Origin of the sequence: Hymenobacter sp. NBH84 (genome assembly GCF_014217645.1) — a bacterium.
In the GTDB taxonomy this organism is placed as follows: domain Bacteria; phylum Bacteroidota; class Bacteroidia; order Cytophagales; family Hymenobacteraceae; genus Hymenobacter; species Hymenobacter profundi.
This window is the reverse complement of sequence record NZ_CP043644.1, coordinates 3202926-3216995: the sequence shown is the minus strand read 5'-3', so window position 1 is coordinate 3216995 and position 14070 is coordinate 3202926. Positions and strand designations below refer to the sequence as shown.

13 protein-coding genes are annotated in these 14070 nt (G+C 56.5%); 5 read left to right on the top strand and 8 right to left on the bottom strand.

Annotation, left to right across the window (positions count from 1 at the left end; all coding sequences use genetic code 11):
- Window positions 1-75: 75 nt before the first annotated feature.
- Complete coding sequence (locus tag F1C16_RS13445; RefSeq protein ID WP_185281151.1) at window positions 76-1140, bottom strand: glycosyltransferase family 9 protein; 1065 nt, start codon at window positions 1138-1140, stop codon at window positions 76-78.
- Between the two features lie 403 nt (window positions 1141-1543).
- Here F1C16_RS13445 and F1C16_RS13440 point away from each other — a divergent pair, with 403 nt between their 5' ends.
- The 3 genes from F1C16_RS13440 to F1C16_RS13430 all read left to right on the top strand — a co-directional run bounded on the left by F1C16_RS13440 (window position 1544) and on the right by F1C16_RS13430 (window position 4911).
- On the top strand, window positions 1544-1696 hold the full coding sequence (locus F1C16_RS13440; RefSeq protein ID WP_185281150.1) for a hypothetical protein: 153 nt from the start codon (window positions 1544-1546) through the stop codon (window positions 1694-1696).
- Between the two features lie 110 nt (window positions 1697-1806).
- Window positions 1807-3102, top strand: coding sequence for an aminopeptidase P N-terminal domain-containing protein (locus tag F1C16_RS13435; RefSeq protein WP_185281149.1), 1296 nt, complete (start codon window positions 1807-1809; stop codon window positions 3100-3102).
- 339 nt (window positions 3103-3441) lie between these two features.
- Window positions 3442-4911 carry an OmpA family protein gene (locus tag F1C16_RS13430; RefSeq protein WP_185281148.1) on the top strand — a complete coding sequence of 490 codons (1470 nt, stop codon included), beginning with the start codon at window positions 3442-3444 and terminating at the stop codon, window positions 4909-4911.
- A gap of 72 nt (window positions 4912-4983) precedes the next feature.
- On the opposite strand, the gene F1C16_RS13425 is transcribed toward F1C16_RS13430, so the two are convergent.
- The 6 genes from F1C16_RS13425 to F1C16_RS13400 all read right to left on the bottom strand — a co-directional run bounded on the left by F1C16_RS13425 (window position 4984) and on the right by F1C16_RS13400 (window position 9156).
- Complete coding sequence (locus tag F1C16_RS13425; protein ID WP_185281147.1) at window positions 4984-5541, bottom strand: DUF4252 domain-containing protein; 558 nt, start codon at window positions 5539-5541, stop codon at window positions 4984-4986.
- A 43-nt stretch (window positions 5542-5584) separates the two neighbouring features.
- Complete coding sequence (locus tag F1C16_RS13420) at window positions 5585-7108, bottom strand: hypothetical protein (RefSeq protein ID WP_185281146.1); 1524 nt, start codon at window positions 7106-7108, stop codon at window positions 5585-5587.
- Window positions 7109-7289: 181 nt separating this feature from the next.
- On the bottom strand, window positions 7290-7700 hold the full coding sequence (locus tag F1C16_RS13415; RefSeq protein ID WP_185281145.1) for an EVE domain-containing protein: 411 nt from the start codon (window positions 7698-7700) through the stop codon (window positions 7290-7292).
- Window positions 7701-7792: 92 nt separating this feature from the next.
- A complete protein-coding gene (locus F1C16_RS13410) occupies window positions 7793-8227 on the bottom strand; it encodes a hypothetical protein (protein WP_185281144.1) in 435 nt (144 codons plus the stop codon).
- A gap of 75 nt (window positions 8228-8302) precedes the next feature.
- A complete protein-coding gene (locus F1C16_RS13405; protein ID WP_185281143.1) occupies window positions 8303-8710 on the bottom strand; it encodes a hypothetical protein in 408 nt (135 codons plus the stop codon).
- Window positions 8711-8769: 59 nt separating this feature from the next.
- On the bottom strand, window positions 8770-9156 hold the full coding sequence (locus F1C16_RS13400) for a hypothetical protein (protein ID WP_185281142.1): 387 nt from the start codon (window positions 9154-9156) through the stop codon (window positions 8770-8772).
- 214 nt (window positions 9157-9370) lie between these two features.
- On the opposite strand from F1C16_RS13400, the gene polX reads away from it, so the two are divergent.
- Both polX and F1C16_RS13390 read left to right on the top strand, forming a co-directional pair.
- Window positions 9371-11122, top strand: coding sequence for a DNA polymerase/3'-5' exonuclease PolX (gene polX, locus F1C16_RS13395; RefSeq protein WP_185281141.1), 1752 nt, complete (start codon window positions 9371-9373; stop codon window positions 11120-11122).
- Between the two features lie 104 nt (window positions 11123-11226).
- Window positions 11227-12291 (top strand): glycosyltransferase family 9 protein, encoded by a 1065-nt coding sequence (locus F1C16_RS13390; protein WP_185281140.1) that lies wholly within the window; start codon window positions 11227-11229, stop codon window positions 12289-12291.
- Window positions 12292-12440: 149 nt separating this feature from the next.
- Here the strand turns inward: F1C16_RS13390 and serS are convergent, their stop codons facing one another.
- Window positions 12441-13715: a serine--tRNA ligase gene (serS, locus tag F1C16_RS13385; protein WP_185281139.1), complete on the bottom strand. Its 1275-nt coding sequence runs from the start codon at window positions 13713-13715 to the stop codon at window positions 12441-12443.
- Between the last annotated feature and the right edge of the window lie 355 nt (window positions 13716-14070).

The following is a 14070-nucleotide window of genomic DNA, read 5'->3' as shown; positions in this document are numbered from 1 at the left end:
TAGTTGCAAAGGTACGTGCTGCATGAGGGCAACGTACAAAAAGAGCAACAAAAGCCAACGAAATACGCCGCTGCCTTAGGCCCGCATCAGTTCGCGATATACCACTTCCTGGGGCGCGATCATACGCTGCAGCCGTTCTGCCTCGGCCAGTGGGGCCAACAGTTGGGCTGTGCCGATGCCCCGGCCGCACAGAAAATGCGTGAGCGGGCATTGGGCATACCCCGTCACGTCGCAGGAGCGGCACTCTAGGTCTGCTGCCGATTCTACTACCCAGGCCTGTGGGCTGAGCGGCCCGAAGCCGAAGGTGGGTGCCGTAGAGCAGTACACCGCGCAGGTAGGCGCCGCCACCGCCGAGCACAGGTGCAGCATGGCCGAATCGAGCACGTAGTTGAGTACGGCCCCGCGTAGCAGCGCCGCCGTAGCCAGCACCGATAACCGCCCAGCCAGATTAACAACTCCCGAACGGTGGCTACGTGCGGCTAGCTCCGCGCACAAGGCGGCGTCGGCGGTAGTACCTACCAGGTATACTGGGTAGCAGGAGGGTAGGGCGGCCAGCAGCTTCAGCCATTGCTCGGTAGGCAGCTGCCGGGTGCGCTGGTCGGCGCCGGGTGCCAGGCATAAGTAGTTACCCGCCAGCGTATAGGGCATGGCTGCCTCCACATCGGCGAGGGTAGGGTAGAGGCGTGGCAGCGTAAGGGGCGTGTAGGCGGGTGGAGCCAGCAGTTGCAGGTTGCGCGCCACCTCGTGCGTATCAGTTGCAATGAAATACGGAACGGCCCGCGTGAAGCCCGTAGATAACGGATTTTTAGTAAATCCAATTCTTTCCTCGGCGCCAGAAAAAGCGGTTAGCAAGCCTGTGGCTGTAGAGTGCTGTAAATTAATGACCCGGTGGTAGTTAACCGCCCTGATCTGCCGCAGTAGCTGATGGGCAACGGGTAGTTTGATCTGTGATTTTTCTACTGTAAGTATCTGATTTATAAAAGGATGATTTTGTAACACACTAGTGTGTTCTTGCTGAATCAATACATCTAAAATACTGGTTGGTTCTATCAGGCGAAGGTATTCGATTAGAGCTGTGAGCAGAATAACATCAGCCAACGAGCCAGTTTGAATAAGTAGGGTAGAGCGGTTAGGGAGCATTGCTGTATCGGAAAAAGCCAACTGTTTAGAAAAGCAACTTTATTGGTATAGTGCAAAATGACGGCCAAATTTTATTCCTTCCCTTATAACCCGTAACATCGATAGGCTATGCGTATTCCTTTTCGGCTTCCAAACTAGCTGGGCAACATGTTGATGCGTGCCGGTTTTATGCTCTCCTTGCACCAATTTCACTCCCTCTACTCATCTGCATTTCGTTACAAAAGCCGAGGTGGCGTCACTGGTGCTACTGCTGTTGCCGGTTGGTGTATCTGCTATTGTGCATTCTCTGCCTAAGTCTATGTGGGAAGGAGAAGTGGGCGTTTTAGTCGGTGGCTCCGGCGGCGGCACGGACCATTTGCTGCCTACTACAACCTGCTTACTTCTTCTGCTACCCTATTAGGGGTTGCAAGCGCTGGCGGGCACCGCTTGCAACACCCACGCGCATGCTCTCCTACTTCCATTTGGCCAGCACCGCACCGATGAATACCTAGCACTGCTACCCCACCCGCCCTGCCTTATGCACCTCAGCAATGCCCAACTGGTGGCTGCGGCGTAGCGCTTGCTGGTGGGGTAGGGAATAGCTTTTCGGGACAATCGCCGGCTCAATCTGTTAACTTGCTGCGGCGCTATTTTGGCGTCGTCCTCATCTTCTATCCTGTCTTTTCCATGCGCTACGGCCCCATCGACCCACAGTTATTCATCGAAAACCGCCGCCATTTCAAGGTCTTATTACCCCCGGCGTCGCTGGCTATTTTCAATGCCAACGACATCATGCCCACCAATGCCGACGGCACCATGGCGTTTCGGCAAAACAACGATTTGTTCTACCTGTCCGGCGTCGATCAGGAGGAAAGCATCCTGGTAATCTTCCCCGATGCCAAGTTGCCGCAGTACCGCGAAATTCTGTTCCTGCGCGAAACCAGCGAGCATATTTTGGTGTGGGAAGGCTACAAGCTCACCAAAGACCAGGCCCGCCAACAGTCGGGAGTGCCCACCATCATGTGGCTCGACTCGTTTAAATCGGTGCTGCCGGCCCTGATGAATGAGGCTGAAAATGTGTATTTAAACACCAACGAGCACATTCGGGCTGTGGTGGAGGTGGAAACTCGCGATGCTCGCTTTGGCAAGTGGCTGCGCGAAGCCTACCCCCTGCATCAGTACCGTCGCGTGGCTCCACTCATGCACCGGCTGCGCGCTATTAAAAGCGATGAGGAAGTCCGGCTGATGCGCCAGGCTGCCGACATCACCGATAAAGCGTTTCGCCGCCTACTGGGCTTTGTGAAGCCGGGCGTGATGGAATACGAGATTGAGGCCGAAATCTTTCATGAGTTCCTGCGCCATGGTTCGCGCGGGCCGGCCTACAGCAGCATTATTGCCTCGGGCGAAAATGCCTGCATCCTGCACTACGTTAGCAACGAGCGTGAGTGCAAAGATGGCGATGTGCTGCTGATGGACTTTGGGGCCGAATACGCCAACTACGCCGCCGATTTGTCGCGCTCCATCCCGGTGAATGGCAAGTTCACCAAGCGCCAGCGCGATGTGTACGAGGCTGTGTTGAGCGTAATGAAGTTTGCCACCTCGCAGCTAGTGGCTGGCAACAATATTGAGGAGTACCACGCCGCCGTGGGGCGCCGCATGGAGCAGGAACTGATTAAGCTGGACCTGCTCAACGCAAACGACGTGAAGAACCAAGACCCCGCCGCGCCCCTGTATAAGAAATACTTTATGCACGGCACCTCTCACTACCTGGGCCTCGATGTACACGATGTAGGCGACAAATACCGGGTGTTTGAGCCGGGCATGGTGTATACCTGCGAGCCGGGTATTTACATCCGGGAAGAAGGCCTTGGCATACGCCTGGAAAATGATATTCTCATCACGGAAACCGGCAACGATGACCTGATGAAAAACATCCCGTTAGAGGCAGATGATATTGAGCGCCTGATGCAAGCCGGACGCTGATACAGCGCTATCACCAGCGTTCAACTGAAATTCCCGCCGTGCTGCCAACGTGTAGCATGACGGGAATTTTAATTTCTGATCGGAGTTTCTGAGGCTCTGTTTGTTATATTCAATGAATAAAATATATTTTTTTATGCTGGAAAATAAGGCCTAAAATGCGGTCGATTTGCTTGAAAATGGGCTTTATAGGGTAGTAAATCAGTGTAGGGTATACGTGACCGAATACGCACTTACTACAACTTTATTCTCCCTAGAACGGTATAGGCAGCATATTCCGCCTCATACTCTCTCCCATATTGAGCGGATCTACTACAAGTTTTACCCAATTTTTTCTCTTCTATGAGACACCTTTTAACCACAACGGCGGCACTCGGACTAGCCATGTTCGCAGCCGCCCCCAAAGCCCAGGCACAGACCTCTGACCACAAGACGGTGATTGGCCTCTCAGCCAATGCCTTCCAGTATAAAGGCAACCTGGGTTCTGATTATTGGGACTTCAGCCGCTCCAAGTGGGGCCCTGGTATCTCTATCAACCAGTACATCGCTCCCGGCCTCAGCATTGGTCTGCAAGGCAGCTATGCTGAGTTGAAGAAGTCCATCGGTACCAACAGCAGCACCTTCGCCACGAACATTGTGAGCGCCAATGTGCCGATTAAGCTGATGCTGAACAATGGCTGGGCCTTGAAGGAAGATGCCTTCGTGCAGCCCTACATCTTGTTGGCTCCTGGCATTCTGTACTACAGCCGTGAAGGTCAGTACCGTTCCAACAACGTAAATACCAACATCAACGCTGACGAGACCAAATTTGCTGGTCAGGCTGGCTTGGGTATCAACTTCCGCATCAGCGACAACATCGGCATCTTCGTGCAGACTTCGCAGGTAGTAGGCTACAAAGCCAACCTCGACGGTAGCGTAGGCGGCGACAATGATGGCTGGGATGACCGTTTCTTGCAGCACTCGGCTGGCCTGAACATCGCGTTTGGCAAGCCGAAGGATGAGGACATGGACGGTGTTCCAGACCGCAAAGACAAGTGCCCCGGCACTCCTGCTGGTGTAGCAGTAGACGAAAACGGCTGCCCACTTGATGGCGACGGCGACGGTGTTCCAGATTACCAGGATAAGTGCCCCACCGAGAAAGGCTTGGCTTCGCTGGAAGGCTGCCCCGACCGTGACGGTGACGGTGTACGTGACTCAGAAGACGAATGCCCCGACCAGGCTGGTCTGCCCGCACTGCGCGGCTGCCCTGACTCTGACGGCGACGGCGTAGCTGATAAAGACGACAAGTGCCCCAACACCCCTGCTGGTACCCAGGTTGACGCAACCGGCTGCCCAGTAGTAGTAGACTCTGACGGTGACGGTGTGAATGACGACGTGGATAAGTGCCCCGGTACTCCGGCTGGCGTGACGGTTGACTCGACTGGTTGCCCGCTGCCTATCCCCGCTGAAATCCGCAAGCTGGAGCAACCCATCCGCTTCGAAACCAATAGCACAGTAATCCAGCGCAGCTCGTACACTACCCTCGATAAGATGGTACAAGTACTGAACGACCACCCCGAGTATAGCCTCCGCATCTCGGGCTACGCTGACAGCCGCGGTACCGATGAGTACAACCAAGGCCTGTCGGAGCGTCGCGCTGAGTCGGCTAAGACGTACTTCACTGGCAAAGGCATCGACACGAACCGTATCCCAACGGAAGGTTTCGGCGAAAGCAAGCCAGTTGTTCCGAACACCTCGCGTGCTAACATGGCGAAAAACCGCCGCGCCGAGTTCAAGTTCGAATTCTACATCCCTAGCCAGCCGCAACCCTAATCCTGCACTGCGCTAAAGCAAAAGGGGCGAACCATTGGTTCGCCCCTTTTTTGTGTTGATTGAATTCTCAGATTACGGCGCGGTTTCGCGTACCACATTGGGTAGGAACTCCGCCAGTCGCTCGGCCTGTGCCCGCGTAAAGTTGCCGCTTACATCGAGCAGCACAAACGAGTCGGGGGCGCTGTTGAGGTGGCCGGTGGCTACCATCTCCTGCACTTGGTCGCCCTGCTGCCGAACGGCGTAGCGTAATGCCGTATCGTTATCAGGGGCCGATACGGCCAAGGGGGTGTACCGCTCGTTTTTTAGCAAACCGTCTACTTCCTGGCTCAGCCCTTCGTTGGTAAGCTTCAGCGCCCCCGATGAAGTAGGTGTAAAGGCCAACACCTTACAGCTTCGAATAGCCGTTAGCGCCTGCGCTAGGTCGTTGTCGCCACCTAGCTTGCCCAGGCGGCCCAGCAGCAGCCGCGTAGTCAGCCCCGCCGACCACTCGGTGGTGCGGAAGCCGGGGCGGCCATCGTACTTGCGAAAAAACTCGGCCACGGTACGGGCCGGCGTGCCGAGGCCACTGGCCCGGCAGCCACTTAGCAGCAGCGCCAGCGCGGCTACTAAGGAAAAAGCATAGCGTTTCATGCGCCTAAATTGCGCCAAATTCCGCTGCTATGCTTTGGGCAACTTACTTCGCAGTCATTTTGTCGAACGCCACAGCATTCAGGAAATACACGTCGCGGTTGGTACCATTGGTGGCTCTAATGTGCTGGTAGCCAAAGGCCAGAAAGCGACTGCCGTACCAGGCCAGCATACCTTGTTGGGTGGCGTTGTTGGCCTTTTCCTTGTTGTCGCTGAGGGTGGTTTGCACGGGCACCATCAGGTCGTTGGAAGAGGCATTGGCACCGTCGATCAGCTTGTAGCGAATGCGATACTCATCGAGGTAGGCCAATACAAACCGCCGGCCATCGGGTAGGGGACGCAGCTGCACCATCTCCACCAAATCATAGCTGCGAGCATCTTTCAAGACAAACGTATTGTCCCACAACAGATTACCCTCATGGTCGAAGCCGCAGACGATGGCGTGGGTAGTATAATAGCCCTCGGTGTTGTTGCCGTAAGCGCCCAGCGGAACACCTGAGTTGGGCTGGTAGGGCACCGTGTTGCGAAAGCGCTGATTGTATACCTCGCCTACCAGCACATACCCATAGGAGGTGGGCAATAGTTCGTGCGTGAGCAAACGGTAGTGCAGGCGGAGGTTGCGGTTGGTGGCGCGCATTTGCTCGCCACGTACTTTCAGCCGCACTGCTCGCTTGGGCGACACAAAATCGAAGAAGTGCTTCAGGTTCAGGAAATCGTAGAAGCGCAGGCTGCGGCGGCTGCCCGTGAGGGTAGGCGCCTCGTTCAGATCAGCCACAAACAGGCCCTGGGCGTAGCGCGTGTCGCGCAGGCTGTAGGTGCCCAGCAGCAGCCGGTCGCGGAGGCCAGGGCTGAGTTGGGCCATAAGCAGGTTCCGGTCGCTTTCGGCCTGCACAAACTCCGAGCGTAGCAGCTGGCCTTCCGCCGACAGCTCTTTCACTTGCAGGCGTGTTTTGTAACCGTTGGTCTGGCTGCTGATGAAATCGACGCGCTGCGCTAATGGGTCGACGGCAAAGGTGAAGTTGGTAGGCAGCTGCTCGTAGATGGCGGGCAGCGCGCTAATGCGGTTGCGGCGCAAGTTCAGCAGCAACGCTGTCAGATGATTTTCAACCATCACCGTCAGGAACGCCTGCCCGCGCAACACCCGAAAATCGTAGATACTGCGCACATCTTCCGCCTCAAACATGTGCGCGTACAATACGCCCGTCTGAGCATCCAGCTCGGCTATCCACAGCTGCTTGCCCAGCAAATCGGGCCGGAACAGCGCGTAGACTGTCATGCCATCGGAGGTGAGCCGATCAAAGGAAAAGCCCTTGGGCACCTCCAGCGGCGACGACCACACGGGTCGCAACTGGTAGTCGTATTTTTGAAAGCTGAGCGTAGTAGTGAAAGCGCCGGGCTTCAGCTGCTCCACTAGCAACACCACACTACTATCGGCGGGTAGGGGCTGAATGCTGACTTCGCTGTTGTAGGCATCCAGGGGTAGCTCCAGACGGGCGGGCTGCGTGGGCTCCTCGGCGGCCAGCGCCGAGCCTATACACAGCCAGAGCAAGGGTAGTAAAAATAGCTTCATCGATAGGTGTAGAAAGGGCGTAGTGGTAGAATTACGATAAATCAACCAGAAAAGCCAGCGCCCACGGGTTGGTTTATTACTACCTGATGCTAATCGACACCGTTTTCCACAAAAAAGCCGGCCGTACGTGAAGTAAAGCCGGCTTAGATAACAGCTGGAAGGGCCTAGAGAGGTAGGTCTCTTACCTTGCGCCTAGCTCTAATAAGGTGTCAAACTCCTCGGGCCGAAGCGGCATCACCGACAGCCGCGACTGACGCAACAAGGCTATTTGAGTTAGGCGCTCATCGGCCTTGATTTGGGCCAGCGACACGGGTTGGGGTAAGGCCTCGCGGGGGGCTAGGGCTACGGCTACCCACGGGCTGCCCGTTTCGGCAGTAGTGTCGGGGGCGGCGGGGGCTACTACTTCGGCTACGCCTACTATTTCTTTGTCGGATACGCTGTGGTAGAACAGCACCAGATCCTGGGGTTGCATCTGCTGCAAAAAGTTGCGGGCCTGGTAGTTGCGCACGCCCGTCCAGTCGGTGCGGCCTTCTTGCAGAAAATCCTGCCAGGAGTATTTTTCGGGTTCGGATTTAACGAGCCAGTAGTTCATAGAAAGCAAACGGAAAATGAGAACTACAAACTTATAACAAAGCGGCCTACCCGGATTATGCCAGGTAGGCCGCTTCAGTAGGGTAGCAATTGCTATCTTAGGTAGCGGGCGCGCAGCAAATCACTGGTGGCCGATACAATCTGCACCTGAAAATCGGGCCTGGAGTTGTCGTTGAGATGCACGTAGAAAATCGTTTTATCATCATTCTGCGACCAAACGCCCTGGTGTTGGGTAGGGCCAGGACCAATACCGGGCGCGATGTAGAGCAGGGTGCCATCTTTCTCAAAGCGGAAGCCGTCGCCGCCTTCAAATGGCATATTGTAACGCACTGGTTGCTCAACCCACGTGTAGTTATCCGGGCGGTAGGTAGGCGTTTCATCCGACTTGGCCTCGTAGGAATTCAACCATAGTTGACCAAACAAGTACGAATTCACTGCCTCCGGCGACACGGTCTCATCATCCGCGGAGCAAGCACTAAACAATAAGTTGGCGAGCAAAAAGCAGCCGAGAAGTACTAAAAAGCGCATATACAGTAGTGAATCTAGACAAGCAGTGACGTAACGTAAAAAGGAGCCATATCTTGCCCCAAACGTTGCACGTGGCTATTGCACTTGCTCTACTTTTAAGACTTCTGGCGTTAGCTCAACAACTTTCAACTTGTATTCGGAGCCATACTGCGCGGAAAGATGGCCGTGAAGGATGTTCGAGCTCTCCCAGGTCCATATCCCTACTTCTTCCGGGATAGAACCTCCATCATCAGGAGCCGGGCTGTAGTGAACTAAACGCCCATCCGTATGGAAAAGATAACCTGAGCGCGGCCACGAGGGCGGAAACGAGTAACCTTTAGGCCGATAAACCTGAATAGCGCTGTTCGCCGCTTCTTCTTCGTGCGACCTCAGCCAGATTCGGTCAACTAGCTGGGTCTGCGTCGGCGCAACATCAGCGTCCGACTCGCAAGAAGCCAACTGTAAAAACAGAAATACTGCAAAAAATAGTGTTAGCAGACGCATGTAAGAGAAGGAGTAATAATTTCAACCAAGAGCCTCCTTGCTGCCCCAAACGTTGCACGCTACTTTTCTAGCCGTCGTACTTTTAACACATTATTTTCCAGGGAGACGATTTCCAGGCGGTAATCTGGCTCCTGTTTGTCTTCCAGGGAAATAAGAACGGTGTTGTCGCCGTCCATTTTCCAAGTGCCTTCGTGGCCTTCCAAGCCATCGGTGGGGGCAATGTCGTATTGCGTGAACAAGCCGGCGCGGTCGAAGGCAAAGCCAGTGCGGCCCCGTGAGGGCGGAAACGCATAGGTGTTGGGCCGGTAGACCAAGACGCCCTCCTGGTCTTCCTCGTGGGCGTGCAACCAAGTGCCTTCCAGTTTGCGCAGGTTGATACTGGACTGCGTGCAGGTAGCGGCCAAAAACAAGATGCTTAGGAAGGCAAGGAAAGTAAAAAGACGCATAATACTCAGAGCAAGGAGATGAAAACGGCACGGGCAACAAAAAACGCAGCGCCCGGCTCGAAACCTACGTAGTGTTGTATACGGTAACTACCGCGCTGGGGTCCGCTGGAGCAAAACCGGGCTTAAGCTACCAGTTTGCCCGTATCTTTACCGAGCTGCGTTCTGCCTGGCACCCGGCATCCGGCGCGACCCAAACTCCTAAGTTCCCTACCCCGTGACCAATCGTGACCTGATTCGGGCTTTCAAACTGGCGGCCCAGCTGCTGGAGCTGCACGACGAGAATCCGTTTAAAATCCGCGCCTACGAAGGCACCGCCAATGCCCTTGATCAGCTCAACTTTCAGGTGGCCGACGTGGACCGCACCGGTCTGCCCGACCGCACCGGCCTGAGCAAAAGCGCCGCCGCCCGCGTGGCCGAGCTACTTGATACGGGCTCGTTCGATGAGCTGACGCGCTTGCTAGCCATTACGCCACCCGGCGTAGTGGAACTGCTGAACATCAAAGGCATCGGCCCCAAGAAAATCCGTCAGTTGTGGCGCGAGGCTGGTATTGAAAGCCCCGAGCAACTGCGCGAAGCTGCCGAGCAGGACCAAATCAGCAAACTGAAAGGTTTCGGCAAAAAGACCCAGGACCTGATTTTAGCCGCCCTCGAATTTACCAGCCAAAGCAAAGGTAAGCTGCTGTTTCCGCAGGCCGAAGCCCTGGCCGCCGACCTGCAAGCCCGCCTCCGCGAGGCGCTACGCACCGAGCAGGTGGCCGTGGCCGGGGAGCTGCGCCGTTGCCTCGAAACCATCGAAACTATTGTGCTGGTAGCCGCTACCTCTACTCCCGACCGCGGCCACGATGCCCTGGATGCGCTAGAAGGCCTGGCCGCCGAGCCTACCCAGTGCGGGGTATATTGCTGGCGCGGCACCACCACCGAATCGGGTGTGAAAGTGGAGGTGCATTTCGTGACCAAGGAAAACTTCACCAACCAGCTGTTCCTGCTTACTGGCAACGAAGAACACCTCACCGAGGCCCTACCCGGCGCCATGCCCGGTCAGCCGGCCACATTGCGCCAAGTGGTCAAGAAAGAGCGATTTTATCAAGAGGAAGCCATCTACGAGAAAGCCGGCCTGCAATACGTGGTGCCCGAATTGCGTGAGGGTAGGGGGGAACTAACTCTAGCCAAAGAGCAGAAAATACCGCGCCTGCTGGAAGACACCGACCTGCGCGGCTCCCTACACAACCACAGCAACTACTCCGACGGTGCCCACACCCTGCGCCAAATGGCCGAGTGGCTGCGCGACCACCAGTACCAGTACCTCGGCATCTGCGACCACTCGCAGGCGGCGCACTACGCCAATGGCCTCTCACCGGAGCGCGTGCGCCAGCAGCAACAGGAAATCGACCAGCTAAACCAGGAGCTAGCCCCGTTCCGCATTTTCAAAGGGATTGAGTGCGATATCTTGAGTGATGGAGCGCTGGACTACACGCCCGACGTGCTTAGCTCCTTCGATTTCGTGGTGGCTTCCGTACACAGCAACCTGCGTATGGACGAGCGCAAGGCCACCGAGCGAATGCTGCGCGCCATCGAAAATCCCTACTGCACCATGCTGGGTCACCCCACCGGCCGCTTGCTGCTGCGCCGCGAAGGCTACCCGCTTGATTTCAAAGCCATTATTGATGCCTGTGCCAAGCATGGCGTCATCATCGAAATCAACGCCAACCCCTGGCGCCTCGACCTGGACTGGCGCTGGGTGCGCTACGCCCTCGACCAAGGCGTGCGCCTCAGCATCAACCCCGACGCCCACCACACTGACGGCTACGCCGACATGCGCTACGGCGTGCTGATGGGCCGCAAGGGTATGCTGACACCCGATATGACGTTTAATGCGTTATCAGTGGAAGAGGTAGCGGCGTATTTCGCCGAGCGAAAAGCTAATATCAAACCGCCCCTGGAATATAAAAAGTCGTTGTTTGAGTAGGGGCGCGTGGCCCGCACCTATCGTTGCTGAGGTTGTTTTTCTAGTTTGATAACGTTGCCCACACCGCCGTTCAACGACGGGCGCGTGTAGCGCGTCCCTACCGCATGAAAATTCTGGTTCTGCGCTTTTCCTCCATCGGCGACATTGTGCTGACTACCCCCGTGGTGCGCGCCATCCGGCAGCAGGTGCCCGGTGCGGAGGTGCATTTCTGCACCAAGCCCGCCTACCGCGGCTTGGTCGAGTCAAACCCTTACATCAAGAAGGGCCACTACCTCACGGGCTCCCTACGCGAGTTGGCAGCAGAGCTACGCGCCGAACGATTCGACTACATCGTTGATCTGCACAATAACCTGCGTACTAGGTTGTTGAAACTGCAACTCAACGTGCCCAGCAGCAGCTTCGATAAGCTGAATTTTCAGAAGTGGCTATTGGTACGCTTCAAAATCAACCGCTTACCCCACGTGCACATCGTGGACCGCTACCTGGCCGCAGCCGCGCCCCTGGGCGTGCGCAACGACGGCAAGGGCCTTGATTACTTCATCCCCGAAAAAGATGAGGTAGACCTAGCCACGACGCTACCGGCTCATTTCCAGCGCGGCTACGTGGCCTTCGCTATTGGGGCACAGCACGCCACCAAGCGCCTGCCCGTAGAGCGCATCATTGAGCTGTGCGGGCAACTAGGGCGGCCCGTGGTGCTACTTGGCGGCCCCGAGGACGAAAGCACCGGCCACGTGGTGGAGCTGGCTTTTGAGAAGGAAGCGGCCACAGCAGTACCGCCTACCGCCCAAATTCCCGACAGCCCATACTATTTTCCTAAGACCCCAAGGCCCCAAGATCCTAAGACCCTCATCTACAACGCCTGCGGCAAGTTCAACCTGCATCAGTCTGCCTCGCTGGTGCGGCAGGCGCAGCTCGTAGTCAGCCACGATACGGGGCTGATGCACATTGCGGCGGCTTTCAAAAAAGAGATTTTCAGCGTGTGGGGCAATACGGTGCCGGCTTTTGGGATGTACCCCTACCGCACGGAGTTTCGGGTGCTGGAGGTGGAAGGGCTGGCGTGTCGGCCGTGTTCCAAAATCGGTTTCGGGCAGTGCCCGCAAGGACATTTCAAATGCATGCGCGACATTCGCTTCGATCTGGATTTGCCGCCCGCTCGGGATGGGCGGTAGGTACAGCTTTTCGTTGTTATAAATTGATGCAATCAGCGCATTCGTGGGTATGAAAAAGAAGAGGCCCGCTCGAAGCGGGCCTCTTTGCGCAAACAAAGATGAACTTGGTAGCACGGATAAATCAGGATAGTCAGCAAGAAAAGCTGGAATTACCCAATCTTGCTGAATCCGCAGTACGAATGCAATACCTCCGGCAACGCAATGCCATCTGCTGTTTGATTGTTTTCCAGCAGAGCCGCTACAATGCGGGGTAGGGCCAGCGCCGAGCCGTTGAGCGTGTGCAGCAACTGCGTTTTGCCACCTTCGGCGCGGTAGCGCAGCTTAAGACGGTTGGCCTGGTAGGTTTCAAAATTGGAAGCCGAGCTAACCTCCAACCACCGCTGCTGGGCGGCGCTCCACACCTCTAGGTCGTAGGTGAGAGCTGAGGTGAAGCCCATGTCGCCGCCGCAGAGGCGCAGCACACGGTAGGGCAGTTGCAGCTTTTGCAACAGGCTTTCGATATGCGCCACCATTTGCTCCAGAATAGCATAGCTTTCTTCAGGCTGCGTAATCTGCACGATTTCCACCTTGTCGAACTGGTGCAGACGGTTCAGGCCGCGCACATCGGCGCCCCAGCTGCCAGCTTCGCGGCGAAAACAGGGCGTGTAGGCGGTGTTGCGGATAGGTAGCTTTTCCGTCGGAATAATCTCGTCGCGGTAGAGGTTGGTGATGGGCACCTCCGAAGTCGGAATAAGGTAGAGATTATCCTGTGCATCGTGGTACATCTGGCCCTCTTTGTCGGGCAGCTGGCCGGTGCCATAGCCCGAGGCCTCGTTCACCAGAATCGGGGGCTGCATCTCGGTGTAGCCGGCGGCGCGGGCTTCGTCGAGGAAAAAGTTGATGAGTGCCCGCTGCAACCGCGCACCCTGGTTTTTATACACCGGAAAGCCCGCGCCAGTGATTTTCACCCCTAGCTCGAAGTCGATGATGTCATACTTCTTGATCAGCTCCCAATGGGGTAGGGCATCGGCGGGTAGCTCGGGTTTGTCGCCTATCTCGCGCACCACTTCGTTGTCCTGGGCTGTGCGGCCCTCAGGCACGCTGCTGTGGGGCAGGTTAGGCAGCTTCCAGAGCACTTGTTGCAAACCCTGCTCCACCTGGGCCAGCTCGTCGGCGTGCTGTTTGGTTTGCTGCTTGAGGGTAGCGGTGCGGACTTTCAGCTCCTCGGCTTCGGCCTTGTTGCCGGCCTTCATCAGGCCACCAATCTGGCGGGCCAGCTCGTTGGCTTCGGCCTGAGCTGAGTCGTGCTCGGTTTGGAGCTGGCGGCGGCGCTGGTCGAGGTCAAGAACGGCCTGCACGTCGGCTTCGGCAGTTTTGTAATGCTTTTTGGCGAGGGCGGCCAGCGCCTCGGCGGTGTGCTCGCGCAGGACGGAAACTTGCAACATAAGACGGAGATATCGCGAAATGGGAGAACGCAAAAGTACGCAGCCGGAACGGAAGCTACGTGCCCAGCGTTAGACTGCCAGTACCCACACTAGTCCGGGTGGTCTGGATTTTTCAAAAATCCATGTATCTCATTTGGCAAAGTGCGCGTATTACCCTAACATTGCGTTAAACAAGCCGGCCGCTGTTGCCGGGCCTACAGGTAATTTGTACTGTTGTGAGGCCCATGCCGATTTTCCAGCGCCTCCCCAGTACCTCCATTCTTTCTTAGTCTGATTTCGCGTTTCGCGCCGCCCGGCGGTTGCCTTCGTTGCCCAACGTAAGCCTAAGCGGCCGCGTGTTCGGTCCCGAGCCCGC

What these genes read in the sequence shown, in the direction of transcription:
- F1C16_RS13445 (WP_185281151.1), bottom strand. Translation starts at nt 1,140, where the DNA reads ATGCTCCCTAACCGCTCTACCCTACTTATTCAAACTGGCTCGTTGGCT.
- F1C16_RS13435 (WP_185281149.1), top strand. Translation starts at nt 1,807, where the DNA reads ATGCGCTACGGCCCCATCGACCCACAGTTATTCATCGAAAACCGCCGC.
- F1C16_RS13430 (WP_185281148.1), top strand. Translation starts at nt 3,442, where the DNA reads ATGAGACACCTTTTAACCACAACGGCGGCACTCGGACTAGCCATGTTC.
- F1C16_RS13425 (WP_185281147.1), bottom strand. Translation starts at nt 5,541, where the DNA reads ATGAAACGCTATGCTTTTTCCTTAGTAGCCGCGCTGGCGCTGCTGCTA.
- F1C16_RS13420 (WP_185281146.1), bottom strand. Translation starts at nt 7,108, where the DNA reads ATGAAGCTATTTTTACTACCCTTGCTCTGGCTGTGTATAGGCTCGGCG.
- F1C16_RS13415 (WP_185281145.1), bottom strand. Translation starts at nt 7,700, where the DNA reads ATGAACTACTGGCTCGTTAAATCCGAACCCGAAAAATACTCCTGGCAG.
- F1C16_RS13410 (WP_185281144.1), bottom strand. Translation starts at nt 8,227, where the DNA reads ATGCGCTTTTTAGTACTTCTCGGCTGCTTTTTGCTCGCCAACTTATTG.
- F1C16_RS13405 (WP_185281143.1), bottom strand. Translation starts at nt 8,710, where the DNA reads ATGCGTCTGCTAACACTATTTTTTGCAGTATTTCTGTTTTTACAGTTG.
- F1C16_RS13400 (WP_185281142.1), bottom strand. Translation starts at nt 9,156, where the DNA reads ATGCGTCTTTTTACTTTCCTTGCCTTCCTAAGCATCTTGTTTTTGGCC.
- F1C16_RS13390 (WP_185281140.1), top strand. Translation starts at nt 11,227, where the DNA reads ATGAAAATTCTGGTTCTGCGCTTTTCCTCCATCGGCGACATTGTGCTG.
- serS (WP_185281139.1), bottom strand. Translation starts at nt 13,715, where the DNA reads ATGTTGCAAGTTTCCGTCCTGCGCGAGCACACCGCCGAGGCGCTGGCC.